Consider the following 19,092-nt stretch of genomic DNA (forward strand, 5'->3'; position numbering starts at 1 on the left):
GGTTCCGGAACCGGTCAGGCCCTCTGGCGCGGCCCCCGCCACCAGGACAGGAGGCGGTCCAGCAGATCCGGCTCGCGGTGGTCCTCCACCGCCGGGCGCGGTGCGGGGCAGCGGGACCCGCGCGGAGCGGGGTCGGGTTTCGCCTGCCGCAGCGGCTCGTCCGGCACGAACGCGACCGGGAGCTCCCGAAGGCCGCGCACGAACACCGACGGCACCATGCGCAGGTCCTCGGACGCCACGGCCAACCGGAGTCCGGTGAGGCGTTCGGTGAGCGTGCGGACCGCGACGGCGGCGATCATCCGCGCCAGCTCCCGTGCCGGGCACGCGTGCGGCCCCGCCCCGAACATGAGGTGCGCGCGGTTGCCGATGGCCACCCCGGTGTCCCCGGGTTCGGGCGAGGGCCGGACCGCGGGGTCGCGGTGGGCGGGAGCGAAACCGATCAGCAGAGCGTCGCCCGCGCGCACGTCGGCGCCGCCGACGCGGACGTCCTGGAGGGCGAACCGGGCGGCGATCACCTGGAACGGCATGTCCGTCCACATCACGTGGTCGAGGAGGTCCTGGATCGACACGCGCGCGTCGGCGTGGGCCTGCCGGATCCCGGGATCGGTCAACAGTGTGCGGACGGTGTTGCCGATGAGGTGCGTGGTGGGCTGGTGACTGGCGTTGTTGATCAGCGCGGCCTGGTGGGCGACCTCGTGGTCGCTGAGACCCACCGGGTGCTCCAGCATCCACGAGACGAGGTCCGCGCCGGGCCGCTCTCTCTTCCGCACCACCAGACCCGCGAAGTACTGCTGGAGCCGCGACACCGCGTCCGAACCGCGCTTGGTGTCCTCCTCGAAGACGATCGACGTCAGGTCGCCGAGCATGTGGCCGTAGCTGTCGGACAGCCCGTACAGGCGGTTGACCACCAGGACCGGCAGCGGACCGGCGAACTCGCCGATGAGGTCGGCCCTCCCCCTGGAGACGAAGGCGTCCACCAGGTCGTCGGCGATCCGGCGGACCACCCGTTCGGTGGCGGTCAGGTCCACCCTGGTCAGGGCGTCCACGATGGGTGTGCGCAGACGCGTGTGCTGGGGGCCGTCCGAGTACAGCGCGTTGGGCCGCCAGGACAGCATCGGGCGGGACGTGGCCAGGTCGACACGGCCCTCGACCACCTCGCGCCAGCGGCGGGTGTCCCGGGAGAAGAGGCGCTGGTTCCGCAGGACGGTGAGGTTCTCGTGGTACCCCAGCAGGACCCACGCGCGGACGCCGTCCTCCAGCTCCACGGGCGCGACCGCGCCGTGCCGCTCCCGCAGCTCCTCCCAGAGCGCGTCCAGCCCGGTGTCGGGCTGGGGTCCGTACAGGCGGGCGAGCTGGTGCGGGCACTGGCCGGTCGGCGGGTCGCCGCCGTCGGGTCGGGTGGTCGTCATCGGGTGCGCGGCCTCGGGGCCGCCTCCCTCCCTTCGAGGAGAAGACACGTCGCTGCGGTGACGGGAGGGGAGGAGCGGGCGGTCCCGCGGTCCGAGGGCGCGGTCCGCGCGGGGGACGCGGCCGTCCGGGGGAGTGTCCCCGGCACGGTGGAAAGCGGGGATGGCCGCCCTGGTCGTGAAATTCTAGAACGGATGCGGGCCATTCCTCAACAGCGTGGGGAAATGCGTTGTCGCAGCGGTTGGGAGGAGCGGAGGAACGGCGCGTGAATTCGGGTGCTACCGTCGTCCGTTTCCTTTCTGTCGTGATCTCGAAGGCCATTCGATTCAGGGGTTGGTCGGATGATCCGCGCGATCTCGGCGCTCGCCCCGTCGCCGCGGAGGGCCCCGTTCACGGGCGTCACCCCGCGCCCCGGACTGTCGGCGCCGTTCCCTAGCGTTGTCCCCGTGAGCGATCGATGGAGTACCGACGACGTCTGGGCCCTGGCACCGGACCCCTCGTCCCGCAAGGCGGCGCTCAAGGTCGCCAAGCCGGGTTCCTGGCCCCAGTGCGGAGTGATCACCGGGCCCTCCGGCACCACGTCCGCCGTCTGGGGCGAGTGCAAGGGGAGCGGCGCCAAGCCCTACCTCGCCGCCGCCCACCTGGACGGCGCCGGGGGACCCGCGTACAAGTGCAGCTGCCCCAGCCGCAAGATCCCCTGCAAGCACGTGCTCGCCCTGCTCGTCCTGTGGGCGCAGGACGGCGTGGACGCGCGCGACGAACACCCCGAGTGGGTCGGCGCGTGGCTGACCGGACGCGCGGCGCGCCAGGCCAAGGCGCAGGAGAAGGCACAGGGGCGGGGCGCCCAGCCCGCCGACCCCGCGCGGGCCGAGGCCACCCTCAGGGAGAGGGAGAAGGCCGTCGCGAACGGCATGGACGAGCTCCGGCTCTGGCTCAAGGACCAGGTCGACACCGGTCTGGCCGAGGCGCCCAAGCACGGCTACGACCACTGGGACCGCATGGCCAAGCGTCTCGTGGACGCGAAGGCGGGCGGCGCGGCCTCCACCGTCGCCGAACTCCCCCAGGCCGTCCGTGCCCGGAGCTGGCCCGAGGTCCTCCTGGAGCGGCTCAGCATGATCCACCTGCTGGTCGGCGCGCACCGCGCCGGGGACGCCCTGGACGAACGCCTGCGCGGCGTGGTCCGGGCCCGGGTCGGCATCACCACCAAGGCGGACGAGGTCCTGGCGAACGGGGAACGCGTCCGCGACGCCTGGCGGGTACTGGGACGGCGGGACGCACCCACCTCCGAGGGGGACATGACCGCCCACCGCGTGTGGCTGCGCGGCGCGGACACCGGACGCCTCGCGCTCTCCCTCAGCTTCGGACGATCGGGACAGGCTCCCACCGCCACCTTCCGCGTCGGGACCGAGGTGACCACGGAGCTCGCCTTCTACCCCGACGGACACCGCGTGGTGCCCGTCGGTGACGGCGACACCCGCACGGCGCCCCCGCCCGAGGGGGGAACCGTGACCGACGCGCTCGACGCCTTCGCCGCCGCGCTCGCGCTCGACCCCTGGCGGGAGACCTGGCCGGTCGTCCTCGACCGGGCCGCCCCCGCCCACGACGGGACGTGGCACCTGGTCGACCGCACCGGCACCGCTCTTCCGCTCGGTACGGGGGACCCCTGGCGGCTGCTCGCCGTCACCGGCGGCCACCCCTCCACCGTGGCCGCGGAGTGGTCACCCCGGAACGGACTGGTCCCCCTCACCGTGTGGGACGCGGACGGAAAGGCCATCGCACTGTGACACCCGCCCCCCGGACCCCGGACGCCGTCGCCCCGCAGGCGCCCGCTCCGGACGCCCCGACCGACTCCTGGGACGTCCTGGTCTCCACCGCCCTGGTGGGCACCGCCCGCCGCGCCGTCCCCGACACCCCCGACCTGCCCGCCACCTCCGCCACCGAGGGGGCCGAGGCCCTGCTCGACCGCGCCGCCCTCGCCACCGTGCGGCGGACCGCCGGGTACACGCCCGGTACCGCCGACCCCGTCACCCCGGACCCCGGGGCCGAACCGCCCCGGATCGCGGGCGCGGCCGCGGACCGGCTGGCGCTGATCGTGGCGCAGCGGTCCGAAGTCCTCGCCGAGTGGCTGGACCTGGTCGCGGCCGACGGTCGCGAGGTGGACCGCGCCAACATCCCGGCCCTGCTCGACCACGGTGTGCGCGACACCCGGCTCCGGCCCGCCATCGCCGCCGCCGTCGGCACCCGGGGCCGCTGGCTCGCCGGACTCAACGACCGGTGGGCCTACGTGACCGCGGAACCGCTGCCCGGCGACACCTTCGTCGAGGAGGACTGGGCGGACGGCACCGCCAGCGAACGCCGCCGCTCCCTCGCCGCCCTGCGCGCCACCGACCCGGACGCCGCCCGCGCCCTCCTGGAGGCGGAGTGGAGCGCGTTGGGCAGGTCCGATCTCCGCCGCCGCCTGCTCGACACGTTCTCCACCGGGCCGGTCCCCGGTGACGCCGCGTTCCTGGACGCCGTCCTGGACGACAGGGGCGCCAACGTGCGCGGGCTGGCACTGTCCCTGCTCACCCGCCTCCCCGACAGCGCCCACGCCGACCGCCTGCGCGGCTACGTCCGCGAGCACGCCCGACTCGGCGACCGCGGGGAGCTGGTGGTCGACGACATCGCCGCGACCCGTGCCGACGTCCTGCGCGACCTGGCTCTGGTCGCCCCCGAGTCCGCCCGTTCCGGGGACGTCTTCGAGCGCACGTGGACCCTGATCACGCACGCGCCCCTGGACGTGTGGACCGACCTGTTCGACGCCACCCCCGACGAGGTCTTCGCGGCGGCCGACGCCGCGCGGGAGACCCGCCTGCGGGACGCGTTCGCCAACGCCGTCGGGCTCCAGCGCGATCGGACCTGGGCGCGTGCCGTCCTCCGCTTCCTGGGCAAGGGACTGGTGGGACAGCTCCACGACACCGCCCGCGGCCGTGAGTCCATCCACGTGGAGGCCCTGCTGGGCGTGCTCCCCGCGGAGGAACGCTGCGCCGTGGTCCTGGCCGCCGCACGCGACCGGAACCGCGTCAAGACCCGTGACGCCGACCTGGCCCACCTCGCCCACGCGGTCGGCGGCGCCTGGGACCGGGAACTGTGCGAGCTGATCCTCGACCGCGTGGGCGGTCCGTCCCCCAAGCACGGCCGCACCCCGTCCGCCTACCGTTCCCTCTGCGAGCTGGCGGCCGAGCACCTGCCCCCCGAACGCCTCGCCGACCTGCCGGACGAACCGCCGCGCGGCGGGTCCGAGGCCGACGCCTTCCTCCGCCTGAGGGAAACCCTCCGCTTCCGTCTCGACATGCACAAGGAGCTCTAGTTGACCAGCAGCACCCCCTCCATCAGCACCGACGCCGCTCAGGCTCTGCGCCCCCACGCCGAACAGACCTACGCCGCCGAGCTGGAGGCGCTGGCCAAGACCGACGACCGCCAGCGCCCGCCCGGCTGGAAGCTCTCCCCCTGGGCCGTCACGCAGTACCTGCTGGGCACCACGTTGGAGGACGGAACGGAGATCACGCCCAAGTACATCGGCTCGCGCCGGGTCGTGGAGGTCGCCGTGGCGACCCTGGCCACCGACCGCGCGCTGCTGCTGATCGGAGTCCCGGGCACGGCCAAGACCTGGCTGTCCGAGCACCTCGCGGCGGCGATCGCCGGTGACTCCACCCTCCTCGTGCAGGGCACCGCAGGAACCTCGGAGGAGGCCGTCCGGTACGGCTGGAACTACGCCCGACTGCTCGCCGAGGGGCCGTCCGAGGCGGCGCTGGTGCCCAGTCCGGTGATGACCGCGATGGCGCGCGGGTCGATCGGGCGGATCGAGGAGCTCACCCGCATGCCCTCCGACGTGCAGGACGGCCTGATCACCGTGCTGTCGGAGAAGTCGCTGCCCGTGGCCGAACTGGGCGTCGAGGTGCAGGCGCGGCGCGGGTTCAACATCATCGCGACCGCCAACGACCGCGACCGCGGCGTCAACGACCTGTCCAGCGCGCTGCGCCGCCGGTTCAACACGGTCGTGCTGCCGGTCCCGGACAGCGTGGAGGACGAGATCCGCATCGTCACCCAGCGGGTGGAGCAGCTCGGCCGGGCGCTGGACCTGCCGGAGGTGCCGACCAGCCTCACCGAGATCCAGCGCGTGGTCACGGTCTTCCGCGAACTGCGCGCGGGGGTGACCGAGGACAACGGCACCAAGCTGAAGTCGCCCAGCGGGACGCTGAGCACCGCCGAGGCGATCTCGGTGATCACCAACGGCATCGCGCTGGCCGCGCACTTCGGCGACGGTCAGCTGCGGCCCGCCGACGTGGCCGCCGGGATCCAGGGCGCGGTCGTCCAGGACCGGGTGTCCGACGGCGTGGTCTGGCGGGAGTACCTGGAGACGGTCGCGCGCGCCCGTGACGGGTGGGGCGAGTTCTACCGGGCGTGCCGCGAGGTGGGCGCCTGATGGCCCGAGCCCGACTGGACACGAGCGGGCTGCACGTCCTGGGCGTGCGGCACCACGGCCCGGGTTCGGCCCGGGCCGTCCGGGCGGCCCTGGAGGAGATCAAGCCCGACGTGGTGCTGATCGAGGGGCCGCCGGAGGCGGACGCGCTCACACACCTGGTGGGGGAGCTGGAGCCCCCGGTGGCGCTGCTGGCCTACGTGAACGACGCGCCCAAGAGCGGCGGTTCGACGGGGGACGCCGCCGACGACGGCCGCCGGTCTCGCGACGGGTGGGCGTTCTGGCCGTTCGCGAGCTTCTCCCCGGAGTGGGCGGCGCTGCGTTACGCGGTCTCCCACGACGTCCCGGTGCGCTTCTGCGACCTGCCCGCGGCGCACACGCTCGCCGGGCGCGTCGCCCGCGCCGAGGCGGCCGCCGCCGACCCACCGGAGACGGACGGCGAACCGGCGCCGGTGGAGCGGGACGAACGGGTCCGGGCCGACCCGCTCGGGGTCCTCGCCGAGGCCGCCGGGTACGACGACGCCGAACGCTGGTGGGACGACGTCGTCGAGCAGCGGGGCGACGGGGAGCCCTCGCCGTTCCCCGCCATCGCGGACGCCATGGCCGCCGTCCGGGCCGAGGCCGGGCCGGAGACCGGTCGGGACGCGCGCCGCGAGGCGTACATGCGCCAGACCCTGCGCGCCGTCCTGAAACAGGGCCACGACCGGGTGGCCGTCGTGTGCGGCGCCTGGCACGCCCCGGCCCTGCGCGACGTCGCGGACTACCCGATCAAGGACGACACCGCCCTGCTCAGGGGCCTGCCGAAGGTCAAGGTGACCGCCACCTGGGTGCCCTGGACGCACGGCCGTCTCGCCACGGCCAGCGGATACGGGGCCGGTGTGACCGCTCCCGGCTGGTACCACCACCTGTTCGGCGCCCCCGACCGGCCGGTGCAGCGGTGGCTGACCGACGCCGCGCGCATGCTCCGCGAGGAGGGGCAGCACGTGTCGTCGTCGCACGTCATCGAGGGGGTGCGGCTGGCCGAGAGCCTCGCCGTCCTGCGGGGGCGCCCGCTCGCCGGGCTCGACGAGGTGTCCGAGGCGCTCACCGCCGTGCTGTGCGAGGGCGAACCGACCCGCGCGGCCCTCGTCCACGGGCGCATGTCGGTCGGCGAGCGCATGGGGTCGGTGCCGCCGTCCACCCCCATGGTCCCGTTGCAGCGCGACGTCATGGCGGTACAGAAGCGGCTGCGGCTCAAGCCCGAGCCCTTCGACCGCGACCTCGACCTCGACCTGCGCAAGGACAGCCAGCGCGAACGCGGGGTCCTGCTGCACCGCCTGCGCCTGCTCGGCGTCGAGTGGGGTGTGCCGCGCACCCCCGAGGGCGGCCAGAAGGGCACGTTCCGGGAGTCGTGGCGGATCCGGTGGGAGCCGGACATGGACGTCGCGCTGATCGAGGCCAGCCAGTGGGGGACCACCGTGGCGTCGGCGGCGACGGCCAGGGTGGTCCACCAGGCGCGTGAGGCGCCGCTGCCCATGCTGACCGCGTTCACCGAACAGTGCCTGTTCGCGGAGCTGGGCGACGCCCTGCCCGAGGTGCTGTCCCTGCTCATGGACCGGGCGGCGACCGACAGCGACGTCACCCACCTGATGGAGGCGCTGCCGCCGCTGGCGCGGTCGGCCCGGTACGGGGACGTGCGCGGCACCGACAGTGGGCGCCTGCGCGCGGTCGCCGAGCAGATCCTGCGGCGGGTGTGCGTCGGGCTGGCTCCCGCGGTGCACGGGTTGGACGACGACGCGGCGCGCGAGTTCGTCACGCGGATCGACGCGACCCACTCCGCCGCCGCACTGCTCGGCGGCCAGGGTGAGCTGGCGTGGCGGGACACGTTGGTCACCCTGGCCACGCGGGACACCCTGCCGGGGCGGATCGCGGGTCGGGTCAACCGGATGCTGTCGGACGCCTCCCTGCTGGAGCCCGAGGAGCTGCGCCGACGCCTCGGGCTGGCGATGTCGCCGGGCACCGAACCCGCCGAGGCCGCCGCGTGGGTGGAGGGCTTCCTCCAGGGCAGCGGGCTGATCCTCGTGCACGACGACCGGCTGCTCCGGCTGATCGACACCTGGCTGCTGGGGCTGTCGGAGGAGCGGTTCACGTCGGTCCTGCCCCTGCTGCGGCGGACGTTCGGGGCCTTCGACGCACCCGAGCGGCGGGAGATCGGGGAGGCCGCCGCGCGGATCGGCGGTGGCGGCGCGCGGAGCCGGACCACCGAGCGCGGGCCCGTCGACGACGAGCGGGCCGCGCCGGCCCTGGCCGCCGTCGCGGCCATCCTCACCAACGGAAGGAGTCGCGGGTGAACGCCGTGGACGAACGTGAGCGCCGCTGGCGGCTGGTGCTCGGCCGGGAGGCCCAGTGCGCGGGGCTGAGCGCGGCCGACCAGGGGATGGACGGGGCCCTGGAGGCCCTGTACAACCGGTCCGACGTGCCCGGGGACGCCTCCGGTCGGCGGAGTGCGGGGCTCGGGGGTTCGGCGCCCCGGGTCGCCCGGTGGCTGGGGGACATCCGGGAGTACTTCCCGACCTCGGTCGTGCAGGTGATGCAGCAGGACGCCATGGAGCGGCTGGGGCTGCACCAACTCCTGCTGGAACCGGAGATGATGGCGGCCGTCGAACCGGACGTGCACCTGGTGGGGACGCTGCTGTCGCTGAACCGGGTGATGCCGGACGAGGCCCGTGAGTCGGCGCGAGCGGTGGTGCGCAAGGTCGTCGAGGACCTGGAGAAGCGGGTCGCCCAGAAGACGCGTTCGGTGGTGCGGGGGGCGATCGACCGGTCGGCGCGCACGCACCGGCCGCGCCGGGTGTCGGACATCGACTGGAACGCCACGATCCGGCGGAACCTGGCCAACTACCTGCCCGAGCACAACACGATCGTGCCGGAGACCCTCGTGGGGTACGGGCGGCGGAGCCGGGGCGTGCAGAAGGAGGTGGTGCTGGCGATCGACCAGAGCGGGTCGATGGCGGCCTCCGTGGTGTACGCGAGCGTGTTCGGCGCGGTGCTGGCGTCGATGAGCTCGCTGAAGACGTCGCTCGTGGTCTTCGACACCGCCGTGGTGGACCTGACCGAGCAGCTGACCGATCCGGTGGAGGTGCTGTTCGGGACCCAGCTGGGCGGCGGCACGCACATCAACAAGGCTATTCGCTACTGCCAGGGGCTGGTCACGAAGCCGAACGACTCGGTGTTCGTGCTGATCAGCGACCTGTACGAGGGCGGTGTCCGGGAAGAGATGCTCAAGCGGGTGGCCGCGATGAAGGCCGCCGGGACGCAGGTCGTGGTGCTGCTCGCGCTGTCCGACGAGGGGGCTCCGTTCTACGACCGGGAGAACGCGGCTGCGCTCGCCGCGATGGACGTGCCCGCGTTCGCGTGCACCCCGGACGCGTTCCCGGAGCTGATGGCGGCGGCCATCCAGGGGCAGCCGCTCACGGCCTGGGTGGACAAGCACCAGGACGCGTGACGCGCACGGGCGGGGCCGCGGGGGCGGCCCCGCCCGGCGGTCGTCCACGGGCCGCGGACAGGCATCGCCTCGCCGACGCCTCCTCCCCAGCCTGGAGAGGATCATCTCCGAGAGTGGAGGAGTCCGATCGTCACCGTCACCGACATCGACCGCCGTTCGGACCTGGACGCGATCGAGGCCGACACCGGGGCACTGGGCCACCGTCTCGCCGTCGAGTCTCCGGTTCGCGACCTGGGGCGCGGCCGGGTTGGACACGCCTTCCCCTCCTCGACTGGTCCTGCGGGGTGCCCGTCATGGTGCGCCGTTAGCGAGGGATCGGGGACGTCCGGAGACGCAGCACGTCGCCGACGGCGCGAAAACCGGTGGCCCCGGACAGGGCGGTCCCGTTAGCCTTTCGCCGTGCCCGAGTCGGATCACCAGGCCGCCCGGGGCGAGTCGTTCCTCGAACCCGCCCCCGCGGCGGCCGACCTCCCCACGTCAGCCCTGCCGCCTCCGCGTCCCGCGCCGGTGCGGTGCTCAGTGCTGCCCGGCTCCGATCCTGACTCCCGGAGCACGTCCTTGCGCCAACGACAGCGCGGCGAGTTCGTCCTCGTCGCGGTCCTCACGTCCGTCTTCGTCCTCCCGCTGTCCATCACCGGCGCCTCCGCCGCCCTCCCCGCCATCCAGGCGGAGTTCGGCGGCGGGCTGGCCGGAGCGCAGTGGGTCGTCAACGCCTACAACGCCTGTTTCGCGGCCTTCCTGGTGTCCGCGGGTTCCATCGCCGACGCGGTCGGCCGCCGAAGGATCTACGCCGTCGGCATCATCCTGTTCTGCGTCAGCGGCCTGGCGAGCCTCCTCGTCCAGGACATCATCGCTCTGGTCGCCGTCCGGGCCCTGGGCGGCGCCGGTGCGGCGGCCGTCGTCGCCGGAGGCGCCTCGATGCTCACGGCCGTCTTCGAGGGCCCCGCGCGCGCCCGCGCGTTCGGTCTCCTCGGCACGGTCGTCGGGGCGGGTACCGCCTTCGGTCCGGCCGTGGCCGGGGTGTTCGTCGACACCCTCGGCTGGCGGTCCGCCTTCGCCGCTCCCGCCGTGGTGGCGGGTGCCGTCCTGGTGCTCGTACCGCTGTTGCCAGCGGTCCGCGGCACCGGCCGCCGGGTCGACGTGCTCGGCGCCGTCCTGTTCACGGGCGCGCTGCTCACCCTGATCACCGCGCTGGTGGAGGGCCCCGGCCGCGGTCCGGTCCTGATGGTCGGCGCCCTGGCGGCCTCCGGTGCGCTGTTCTGCGGGTTCGCCCTGGTGGAACGCGGCCGACCGGACCCGCTCGTCGACGTCGCGATCCTGGCCAACCGGCGGTTCGTGGCCTACGCGTTGGCGGCGGCCACGTTCATGGCCGTGCTCGTCCCTCTGCTCGTGTACCTGCCGTCCTATCTGGTCGCCGTGGTCGGCCTGGGGCCCGGGCAGGCGGGTCTGTGGCTACTGATGCTCACGGTGCCCACGCTGGTGCTGCCCACTGTCGGCGCCGAACTGGCCGCGCGCCTGCCGCACACGGCGGTCGTGGTCGGCGCCCTGTCCCTGTGCGGCGCGGGCGCCTTCGGCCTCACGACGTTGGGGGCGGACGCCACGCCCCTTCGGCTCATCGTGCCGTTCCTGCTGGTCGGAGCCGGTGCCGGGCTCACCAACGGGCTGATAGACGGTCTGGCGCTGGGCACGGTGCCCGCCGAACGCGCGGGGACCGCCGCGGGCGTGTTCAACGCCTCCCGCCTGACCCTGGAGACGATCTCCATCGCCGTGGTGGGCGCCGTGCTCGCGGTCCTCACCGGGGGGCGGTTGGCGGGTGAGGGCTTCACCGGAGCGTTCCACGTCGTCGCCCTGGGCCTGGCAGGTCTGGTCGTCCTGGTCATCGCGGTGGTCGTCGTCCTCGGCCGCCGGGTGGCGGAGGACGAGGGGAGCCCCGCCGGGGTCGACTGACCCGTGAGCGCGAAGCCGCCCGCCGCCCTCGACGGGGCGGCGGGCGGCCGCACCGGATCGGGGCCTCTCCTCAATTCTCGATGAACACGGCGACGGTGCGGGGTGGTCGAGCCCGCCCCGCAAGGGTCTCCGGGAAATTCCGCGACTTCGCGGATCCCCCGACGGAGGGAGGCAGTGCCGTAGGGTCGCCGTGGACCGCTTCCTTCTTCCACGTCAGGAGTGCTCGTGGCGAAACCTCGGATCGAGGAGCTCGGTTGGTGTCCCACCCCCATCGGTGAGATCAGCCTGCGCCGCCGGTGGGACCCGGTGGCCCGCACCGACGTCCACGAGATCCGGCTCGACGACGAGTTCCTCATGTCGAGCCTGTTCACCGCGGCCGAGGAGGAGATGGCGCGGCTCGCGCTGGCCGAACTGCGCGCGGGCGGCCGGACCGAGGGGTTCGACGTGGTGGTCGGCGGCCTCGGCCTGGGCTACACGGCGGCGGCCGTCCTCGACGACCCGGGCGTGCGCTCCCTGACCGTGATCGAGGCACTGGACGCGGTCGTCGACTGGCACGAACGCGGACTGGTCCCGGACGCGGGGGCGCTGTCCACGGATCCCCGCTGCCGTCTGTTCCACGGCGACTTCTTCGCGGCGGTCGCCACGCCCGGCGGTCTGCTCTCCGGAGAGCCCGACCGGGTGTTCGACGCGGTGATCGTGGACATCGACCACTCGCCCCGGCACGTCCTGGATCCGTCGCACGCGGACTTCTACACGACGGAGGGCGTCGGACGCCTCGCCGACCACCTGGGTCCCGCCGGAGTGTTCGCGCTGTGGTCCGACGATCCGCCCGACGACGCCTACCTGGAGGTGCTCGGCACGGTGCTGGACCGGGTGCGCGCCGAGGTGGTCGCGTTCCCGAACCCCTACCGGGACGAGCCGTCGGCGAACACGGTCTACCTGGGCACGCGCCCGGTCGGCCCTACTCCTGCGAGGGCAGCAGCCCCCGGGCGATGACGGACTCGGTCAGCGCGCGCAGGACCTGGTCGGCGTCGCCGTTGTGCCCCGGGTGCTCGGTCGCGCGGCGGACCGCCTCGCGCACGGCCGCGACCACGCTCTCCGAACGCAGGACCGCCGCGAGCGGCTCGGCCTCCAGGGCCTCGTTCCACTTGCGCAGCGTCTCCAGCCGTCCGTGCTCCACCGCCTCGTGGGTGAGGTGGAACAGGGCGTCGATGCTGCGGTCGTGGGCCTCGGCGTCCATCAGGTCGACGTCGACGATCAGGACCGGCTGGGTTCCCTCGCCGTCCTCGGCCGGTCGCAGGTGGTAGGCCTTCCACAGCCGCCCGTTGGTCAGGACGATCCACTCGGCGCCGTGCTCGGCGGCCACCCGGCGGGCGGTCTGGATGTTGCGCACGTCCAGGTCCTGCGCGCACCCCTTCACCTCTACTGGCGCGAAGAGCGCGCCGTCGCGGACGATCGCGTAGTCGACCGACTCGCCGCCCGTGCGGTACTCCGTGGTCAGGTCCTGGTACTTGCTGTAGTTCATGCCGACGCTGAGGATGTCGGCGACGAGCATCCGCGTGTCGCCCTCGTTGGCGTCGCGCTCGACCAGCTCGGCCAGCGGGCCGGAGAGACGGTCGAGCGCGGCGGCGAGCCTACTGCGTACGGGGGTCTCCCAGCTGACGCTCGTGGTCGTGAACTGACCGGTCCTGGTCATCACCTGGGTTGCCTCAGCGTCCATGCCCGTCCGTTTCCGCGGTCGCCGTGGATCCCGCCCCGGGCTGCCGGGGCGGGGTCGTGCCGTCCCGATCGTACAGCTCGGGCGGGCCCTTCAGTTCGCCGCCGTGCGGCCGGCTCCGGCCCCGGCGACGGCCTCGGCGACCGCTCGCGGGTCGACCAGCTGCGGGTAGTGCCCGGCGCCCGGAACCCGGACCGTCCGGTGTCCGGGGTCCACCGCCTCGACGGGGTCGTGCTCGCCCGCGACCACCGTCACCGGGACGGGGCAGGAGGCGAGCAGCGCGCGCAGTTCCGTCCGGGAGGCCGCGCGCCGCCCCTCGGACAGCGTGCGCGCGACGCGGGCGGCTACCCCGGGACGCCGCAGACCGAGGACCGCGCTGGCCACGGCCCGGTCCAGGTCGTCCCGGCCCTCGTCGACCCCGATCATCCGGCGCAGACGCTCAGCCGACAGGCGTGGCAGGGCCGCGCGGACCAGGGGGCGCGTGTGCTCGGGGCGGAGGGGCCTGTCCTGGAGGAAGGCGGGGGCGACCAGGACGAGGCCGCCGACCCGCTCGGGGTGCGCTTGGGCGTACCGCACCAGGGGCGCGCATCCGGCCGAGTGGCCGACGAGGACCGGCCTGGTCACCACCGAGCCGAGCAGTTCCCCGAGCCACACGGCGTCCGGAACGGGGGAGGGGCCGGAGCGGCCCAGCCCCGGCAGGTCGGGGACGAGGACGGGGGCGGCGAGGAGGTTCGCCACCGGACGCCAGGACTCGCCGTCCAGGGGCAGGCCGTGCAGCAGGACGTAGGACGGGGACACCCGGTCCCCGGTGAGGTAGGTGCGGGTTCCGGCGACCGGACGCAGGCCTCCGGGAACCCCGTCGGGCAGCGTTCCGAAGCCCTCGGAGACCAGGCGGTCCGCCCAGCGGGTGAGGGACGTCCACACCGGCGGGTGGGCCAGACCGGCGGCCGCGGCGAGCGCGTTGGCGGACGCGGTGTCGTAGCGGTCGTCGCTGAGGAACGTGAGCGTCTCGGGTTCGGTTCGGGTCACCGCGCGGGGCAGGCGGCGCAGCAGTCCGACGGGCACGGATCCGCGCGGCGGGCGCACCCCCAGGTGGCGGGCGAGGCCGTACAGGAGTTCGCGCAGGTTGGGTGTGGACTCGTCGAGGACCCAGTGGGCGCGGACACCGCCGGTGTCGTGCTCGGGGACCGCGGCGAGGAAGCGGGCGAGGTGGTCGACGGTCACCACGGGGACAAAGGTCGCGGGGCCGCCCGGAGCGAGCGGGAGCCGACCGGACCACAGGTCGCGGATCGTCTCGGCGAGGCCGATGTACTGGCCGGACTCGCCCGTCACCGAGTCGCCGATCACCGTCGCGGGGTTGACGATGGTCAGCGGCAGGCCCTCGTGCTCCGCCAGGTTCCGGACGGCGGCGTCGGCCTCGATCTTGGACGCCTCGTATGCGCCGAGTTCGCGGTAGAGCAGGTCCGCGTCGGTCGGGTTCGGTGCGCCCGCGCGGTACCCGGTGACGTGGACGAGCCGACGCAGTCCGGGTAGGAGCGCGGCCCAGGCGAGGACGTGCAGGGCGCTGTCGACGTTGGCGGTCCTGGCCTCCTCACGGCCCATGCCGAAGCGGTACACGGCGGCGCAGTTGTGGACGTCACGGACGGACTCCAGGATCCGCTCGTCGTCCGGGGCCAGTCCGAGTCCGGGACGGGTGGCGTCGACCCGGACGGTGGTCACCCGGTCGGCGGGGAGGCCGCGGTCGCGGAGCCATGACAGGAGCGCCTCCTCACGGGGGCCGCCCCGGGTCGCGGCGGCGACGGACCGCCCGCTCCGGAGGAGTTCCGCGACCAGGTGGCGGCCGATGAGGCCGGTCGCGCCGAGGACGAGGGTGCCGGGTGTTCGGACTGCTGACATGACGACTCCTTAAGTAGACCTATCTACATATTTTTGGAACACACAGAAGCCCCGACGTGCGCGGTTCCGTCTACGCGCCGAGAATGCGGATGACCGTGCTCCGTGCGGCGTCCAGCGGGGCGCGGCTGCGGGTCGCGCGGGCCAGGAGGAGCGCCCCCTCGATGACGGCCAGGACGGACCAGGCGTCCGCGTCCGCCCTCGCGCTGTCGAGCCCGTCCGCGGTCAGGCGGCCCGCCAGGGTCCGTTGCCAGGACGAGTAGACGTCACGGCAGACCGCGTGCACGGCGTCGTTGGTGGCCGCCACGTCCAGGGCCGTGGCGGCGAGGGGGCAGCCCTTCGTGAACGACGATCCCTCCATCCTGGCGGTGAAGTGGTCGATCAGCGCGTGGACGAGGCCGACCGTGTCGGCGGCCTCCTCGGACAGGTCCCGCAGCACCGCGCCGACCTCGCCGCCCGCCGACCGGAGAGCGGCCGTGACGAGTTCGTCCTTGCCGCCGGGGAAGTGGAAGTAGAGGGAGCCGCGCGGGGTTCCGCTGACGGACAGCACCTGGTTGAGCCCCGTGCCGGAGTAGCCGTGCGCCTCGAGCAGTTCCCGTGCGCCGTCGACGAGTCGTGTCCGTGTGGCGGTTCCCTTGGTGCCCATGACAGGGAGACTAGACCGATCTACATATTCAGTGCAAGGCGGCGGTGCCGTTCGCGGCGGCCCGGGATCGGAACGCCGTCGGGCTCGCCCCCCGACGTCGCCTGAAGGCGGTGCTGAACGCGGCCGCGTCGCCGTACCCGACCGCTCTGGCCACCTGCGCCACGCTCGCGTCCGACTCCGACAGCAGCTCCTCGGCGGTCTCCATCCGCCAGTCGGTGAGGTAGACCAGCGGAGACTGCCCCATGACCTCGGTGAACCGCTTGGCGAAGTGCGCGCGGGACACCTTCGCCCTGGCCGCCAGGGACTCCACCGTCCATGCCGCTTCGGGGCGCTCGTGGATGCCTTCGAGCGCGGGTCCGGCCACGGGGTCCAGCGCCCCCCGGTACCAGGCCGGGGCGTCCATGCCCCGCTCCTGGAACCAGCAGCCCAGCGTGCAGACGAGCCCCAGGTCCAGGACGCGGTCGATCAACGCCTGGGCGCCGGGTTCGTGCTGGACGGCCAGAGCCTGTCGCGCCGGTTGGAGCCAGGTGACGTCGTCGATGTCCTCGCGGTGGACCAGCGTCGGCGGAAGGGTTCGCAACAGCCGCTCGTGGCGTCCGCGTGTGACCTGGTAGACGCCGACGACCAGGGAGGTGGTCCCCGCGTGGTCGTCCACCAGGCGGAAGGGCTCGGGCCCGCGCACCAGAGCCGTGTCGCCCGCACCGACGCCGAGACGGGCGCCGTCCTCCAGGAGCACCGACGCGCCACCGCCGACCACCGTGATCATCGTCAGCGGCGCTCCCTCGGCGCAGCGGATCGTCCACGGCGGCCGCAGCGACGTCTGGGAGAAGGAGGCGCCCTCCGACCGGATGCCGCGGAGCATGTCACTCAAGGGATCCATGGCGAAAGCGTAGACGATCGCCAAAGAAATGGAGCTTCTGAGCTATGGATCGTCCACGGCCGTTGCCCTGTACTGGGTCCATGACCTCACAGACACCTGTTCCGGCACACGACGAACCGACCGCGTTGGTCGTGGTCTCCCACCACCGGTCGGACTCGCTGACCAGGGCCGTGGGCGAGCGCGCGGCGGCGCGGCTCGCGGCGGCCGGGTACCGCGTCGACCTCCTGGACCTGCACGCCGAGGGGTTCGACCCGCGCAACCGCGTGGAGGACGAGCCCGACTACGACGACCGCGACAGGACCTACTCCGACGAGGTACACGCCCACTTCCGGCGGGTGCGGGCCGCCGACGTCGTCGTCCCCGTGTTCCCGGTGTGGTGGTTCGGCCTCCCGGCCCTGCTGAAGGGCTGGTTCGACCGGGTGTGGAACTACGGACTGGCGTACGGGCGCAGGGAGTCGCGGATGGCGGAGAAGCGGATGCTGTGGCTCGGTCTGGCCGGGCTCACCGAGCGGGACCCGAACGCGGACCTGATCACCGGGCTGCTCGACGGGCCGCTGCGCCGGGGGATCTCGGAGTTCTGCGGGATCCTCGACGTCCACACGGCCGTCCTGTTCGACAGCGAGGGGCAGGACCTCACCGGCGAGGTGCGGGAACGCCACTATCGGGCGCTCCTGGCGGACGTGGACACGGCGGTCGACAAACTCGTCGCCGGGTGACGGGGAGTTCCTCACGCCGCTGGGTCGCCCCCTGGTGGCGTTGTCGGATCTCCGTCCCGGCGGAGGGTTGGTGAGGGATCGCGTGGAGATACTCCGATGGTGCTGCTGAGATGGATCGCGGAGATCGCGGAGGAACTCCTGGTCGGGCGAGGATTCTTGGTCGAAAATTCCTCTACCAGGGTTTTCTTGCTGTCAGGGGTGGCTTTGTGGGACTGGTGTAGGGCTGTGAAATGGGCCTTCGGAATGAAGGATGCTCACAGATGATATCATCACTCCATTCGACGTCTGAGGAGATGAGTTCTGTGAACAGCGAGAACAAGGGTGAGCAGAGTCGCCAGACGCCCCAAAAGGTCCGCCCCTTCCCGCCCGAGGGCATGGACCTGATGGAGTACCTGGAATTGAATGAGGATGCAAAATCATATATCGAGATGGTGATGTATCTATACTCGAACCTGGCCTTCGACGAGGAGGATCCCGAGCAAAAAGAAAAATTCGATAATGAGAGCAATAGGCACGCGGATCTGCTGAAGTCCATGAAGTGGATGGACGTGGAGGTGGCGAAGCCGATCGTCGCTGAATATCCGGATCTCATTCGTCGGCTTCGCGAAAAGGTCAAGGGGAGTGATGCGTGAGTTACTCCAGTGACCCTCGGGACGCCGCTCGGGTCGAGCAGAACAAAAACAGGCGCATTCGGGCTCTCGTTCCCGGTGATGTTCCTGTTCGTTCGGACGGTGAGAAACCACAGTTCATCATCATCGCGGGTCAACAGGGCGCAGGAAAGACGACGACCCAGGAAAGGGTGACCGACGCTCTCGGGGTGTCGGTCGCGACCTACGACGGCGATGACAACGCCAAGATCCATCCACGGTACGACGAGATCATGCGGGACAACGGCCTCCAGGGCCAGTCCGCCGTTGAGCGGAGGCTGCCCACCGGCCTCCACGAGGAGCTGATCGGCCACCTCCGTGGTGACATGGGCGGCCCCAAGTTACGACGTGGTCGCCAGCCACCCCTTCGGACAGCAGAAGCATGCCGACTACTGGCTCGAGGCATTCCGCGACCGAGGGTATGAGACGACCGCGGTGTTCGTCGCGACCCACGAGTCGAACAGCATGCTCGGCATCGCCCACCGCTACCAGAGGGACCGTGATAAGCCTTCGAGAGGGTACGGGCGGTGGGTCGACCCTCGTCTTCACGATTCGGCCTACACGAACAACCCCCACGTCGCCCACTACCTGGAATCCACGGGCAAGGTCGACCACATCTACGTGGCCAACCGCAACGGCGAGGTCCTCTACGAGAACCACCGCAACCCGGACGGGTCCATGCAGAACGACCTCGGGGCCCGCGAGGCGATCATCGAGGAGCGCAACAGAACCCCCACCCCCAGGAGATCGCGCGCTTCGACTCCACCGTCGCCTACATGCGCAGCATGGACCCCGCGGTGCGCACCGAACCGGTTCATGACACGGTCAAGATGACCGTCGACTACGCGGAGCGGGATCACCAGGACCTGCGGCGTAGAGGAACCACGGTGGCGGCGCCCACGGCGTCCGGGCCGCACAGGACGATCGGTGCGGCGCTCCAGGAGCAACTCCAGGACACGACTGCGGCAACGGAACCCGCCAAGGTCGGTGCGGCGTCCAGGGTCGCGCGCATCGCCCGCAGCGGAGGACTCCCGTCCGGCACCTCCAGGGTCGCACGCATCGCCCAAAGTGGACAGCTCTCGTCCGGCACGTCCAGAGCCGCGCGCATTGCTCAACGCGGAATTGTCCCGTCCGGCACGCGCTCGCAGAAAATTGGAAGGACACCGGACCCGAGCAGTAGCTCACCAGACAGCGGCAGTGACCGCGGCATCGAGTTCTGATCAGCCCTTGGGCGGCTACCCATCGGATCGGGTGGGAAGCCGCTGTGTGGAACCCGTGGTGAGCCTTTTTCGT

General features: G+C 72.5%; 17 protein-coding genes. 11 read left to right on the plus strand and 6 right to left on the minus strand.

Going from position 1 to position 19,092, the window contains the following annotated elements; genetic code table 11:
* Positions 1-14: 14 nt before the first annotated feature.
* Entirely contained in the window at positions 15-1,409 is a 1,395-nt protein-coding gene (locus tag AB0I72_RS22050) for a cytochrome P450 (RefSeq protein ID WP_358571675.1), read from the minus strand.
* 552 nt (positions 1,410-1,961) lie between these two features.
* On the opposite strand from AB0I72_RS22050, the gene AB0I72_RS22055 reads away from it, so the two are divergent.
* The 7 genes from AB0I72_RS22055 (at position 1,962) to AB0I72_RS22085 (ending at position 12,296) form a co-directional block, all read left to right on the plus strand.
* Positions 1,962-3,191, plus strand: a complete 1,230-nt coding sequence (locus AB0I72_RS22055) for an SWIM zinc finger family protein (RefSeq protein ID WP_358571771.1) — start codon at positions 1,962-1,964, stop codon at positions 3,189-3,191.
* Positions 3,188-4,756, plus strand: a complete 1,569-nt coding sequence (locus AB0I72_RS22060) for a DUF5691 domain-containing protein (RefSeq protein WP_358571677.1) — start codon at positions 3,188-3,190, stop codon at positions 4,754-4,756. Before AB0I72_RS22055 ends, AB0I72_RS22060 begins: the two co-directional genes overlap by 4 nt.
* On the plus strand, positions 4,757-5,872 hold the full coding sequence (locus tag AB0I72_RS22065; protein ID WP_358571679.1) for an AAA family ATPase: 1,116 nt from the start codon (positions 4,757-4,759) through the stop codon (positions 5,870-5,872). It begins immediately after the preceding gene.
* Positions 5,872-8,199, plus strand: a complete 2,328-nt coding sequence (locus AB0I72_RS22070) for a DUF5682 family protein (RefSeq protein ID WP_358571681.1) — start codon at positions 5,872-5,874, stop codon at positions 8,197-8,199. Before AB0I72_RS22065 ends, AB0I72_RS22070 begins: the two co-directional genes overlap by 1 nt.
* Positions 8,196-9,353: a VWA domain-containing protein gene (locus tag AB0I72_RS22075; RefSeq protein WP_358571683.1), complete on the plus strand. Its 1,158-nt coding sequence runs from the start codon at positions 8,196-8,198 to the stop codon at positions 9,351-9,353. Before AB0I72_RS22070 ends, AB0I72_RS22075 begins: the two co-directional genes overlap by 4 nt.
* Before the next feature lie 558 nt (positions 9,354-9,911).
* On the plus strand, positions 9,912-11,300 hold the full coding sequence (locus AB0I72_RS22080) for an MFS transporter (RefSeq protein WP_358571773.1): 1,389 nt from the start codon (positions 9,912-9,914) through the stop codon (positions 11,298-11,300).
* Between the two features lie 225 nt (positions 11,301-11,525).
* Positions 11,526-12,296, plus strand: a complete 771-nt coding sequence (locus AB0I72_RS22085) for a spermidine synthase (protein WP_358571685.1) — start codon at positions 11,526-11,528, stop codon at positions 12,294-12,296.
* Here the strand turns inward: AB0I72_RS22085 and AB0I72_RS22090 are convergent.
* The 4 genes from AB0I72_RS22090 to AB0I72_RS22105 form a co-directional block, all read right to left on the minus strand.
* Positions 12,262-13,020 carry a hypothetical protein gene (locus AB0I72_RS22090; RefSeq protein WP_358571686.1) on the minus strand — a complete coding sequence of 253 codons (759 nt, stop codon included), beginning with the start codon at positions 13,018-13,020 and terminating at the stop codon, positions 12,262-12,264. The genes AB0I72_RS22085 and AB0I72_RS22090 overlap by 35 nt on opposite strands.
* Before the next feature lie 90 nt (positions 13,021-13,110).
* The gene (locus tag AB0I72_RS22095) at positions 13,111-14,913 is read right to left on the minus strand and encodes an alpha/beta fold hydrolase (RefSeq protein ID WP_358571688.1); all 1,803 of its coding nucleotides are present in this window, start codon (positions 14,911-14,913) and stop codon (positions 13,111-13,113) included.
* Between the two features lie 70 nt (positions 14,914-14,983).
* The gene (locus AB0I72_RS22100) at positions 14,984-15,556 is read right to left on the minus strand and encodes a TetR/AcrR family transcriptional regulator (protein ID WP_358571690.1); all 573 of its coding nucleotides are present in this window, start codon (positions 15,554-15,556) and stop codon (positions 14,984-14,986) included.
* Positions 15,557-15,584: 28 nt separating this feature from the next.
* Complete coding sequence (locus AB0I72_RS22105; RefSeq protein ID WP_358571692.1) at positions 15,585-16,436, minus strand: AraC family transcriptional regulator; 852 nt, start codon at positions 16,434-16,436, stop codon at positions 15,585-15,587.
* Between the two features lie 80 nt (positions 16,437-16,516).
* Here AB0I72_RS22105 and AB0I72_RS22110 point away from each other — a divergent pair, with 80 nt between their 5' ends.
* From AB0I72_RS22110 to AB0I72_RS22125, 4 genes are all read left to right on the plus strand, one after another.
* Complete coding sequence (locus AB0I72_RS22110) at positions 16,517-17,152, plus strand: NAD(P)H oxidoreductase (RefSeq protein WP_358571694.1); 636 nt, start codon at positions 16,517-16,519, stop codon at positions 17,150-17,152.
* Between the two features lie 302 nt (positions 17,153-17,454).
* Complete coding sequence (locus AB0I72_RS22115; protein WP_358571696.1) at positions 17,455-17,784, plus strand: hypothetical protein; 330 nt, start codon at positions 17,455-17,457, stop codon at positions 17,782-17,784.
* Entirely contained in the window at positions 17,781-18,224 is a 444-nt protein-coding gene (locus AB0I72_RS22120) for a zeta toxin family protein (protein WP_358571698.1), read from the plus strand. The genes AB0I72_RS22115 and AB0I72_RS22120 overlap by 4 nt, the downstream gene beginning before the upstream one ends.
* Positions 18,148-18,633 carry a zeta toxin family protein gene (locus AB0I72_RS22125; RefSeq protein WP_358571700.1) on the plus strand — a complete coding sequence of 162 codons (486 nt, stop codon included), beginning with the start codon at positions 18,148-18,150 and terminating at the stop codon, positions 18,631-18,633. The genes AB0I72_RS22120 and AB0I72_RS22125 overlap by 77 nt, the downstream gene beginning before the upstream one ends.
* A gap of 22 nt (positions 18,634-18,655) precedes the next feature.
* On the opposite strand, the gene AB0I72_RS22130 is transcribed toward AB0I72_RS22125, so the two are convergent.
* Complete coding sequence (locus tag AB0I72_RS22130) at positions 18,656-18,859, minus strand: hypothetical protein (protein ID WP_358571702.1); 204 nt, start codon at positions 18,857-18,859, stop codon at positions 18,656-18,658.
* Positions 18,860-19,092 lie beyond the last annotated feature (233 nt).

Origin of the sequence: Nocardiopsis sp. NPDC049922 (assembly GCF_040660275.1) — a bacterium.
Lineage (GTDB): Bacteria > Actinomycetota > Actinomycetes > Streptosporangiales > Streptosporangiaceae > Nocardiopsis.

Coding starts and splice junctions, on each gene's coding strand:
- AB0I72_RS22050 (WP_358571675.1), bottom strand. CDS start 1,409: ATGACGACCACCCGACCCGACGGCGGCGACCCGCCGACCGGCCAGTGC.
- AB0I72_RS22070 (WP_358571681.1), top strand. CDS start 5,872: ATGGCCCGAGCCCGACTGGACACGAGCGGGCTGCACGTCCTGGGCGTG.
- AB0I72_RS22090 (WP_358571686.1), bottom strand. CDS start 13,020: ATGGACGCTGAGGCAACCCAGGTGATGACCAGGACCGGTCAGTTCACG.
- AB0I72_RS22095 (WP_358571688.1), bottom strand. CDS start 14,913: ATGTCAGCAGTCCGAACACCCGGCACCCTCGTCCTCGGCGCGACCGGC.
- AB0I72_RS22100 (WP_358571690.1), bottom strand. CDS start 15,556: ATGGGCACCAAGGGAACCGCCACACGGACACGACTCGTCGACGGCGCA.
- AB0I72_RS22105 (WP_358571692.1), bottom strand. CDS start 16,436: ATGGATCCCTTGAGTGACATGCTCCGCGGCATCCGGTCGGAGGGCGCC.
- AB0I72_RS22110 (WP_358571694.1), top strand. CDS start 16,517: ATGACCTCACAGACACCTGTTCCGGCACACGACGAACCGACCGCGTTG.
- AB0I72_RS22130 (WP_358571702.1), bottom strand. CDS start 18,859: ATGCGTGCGACCCTGGAGGTGCCGGACGGGAGTCCTCCGCTGCGGGCG.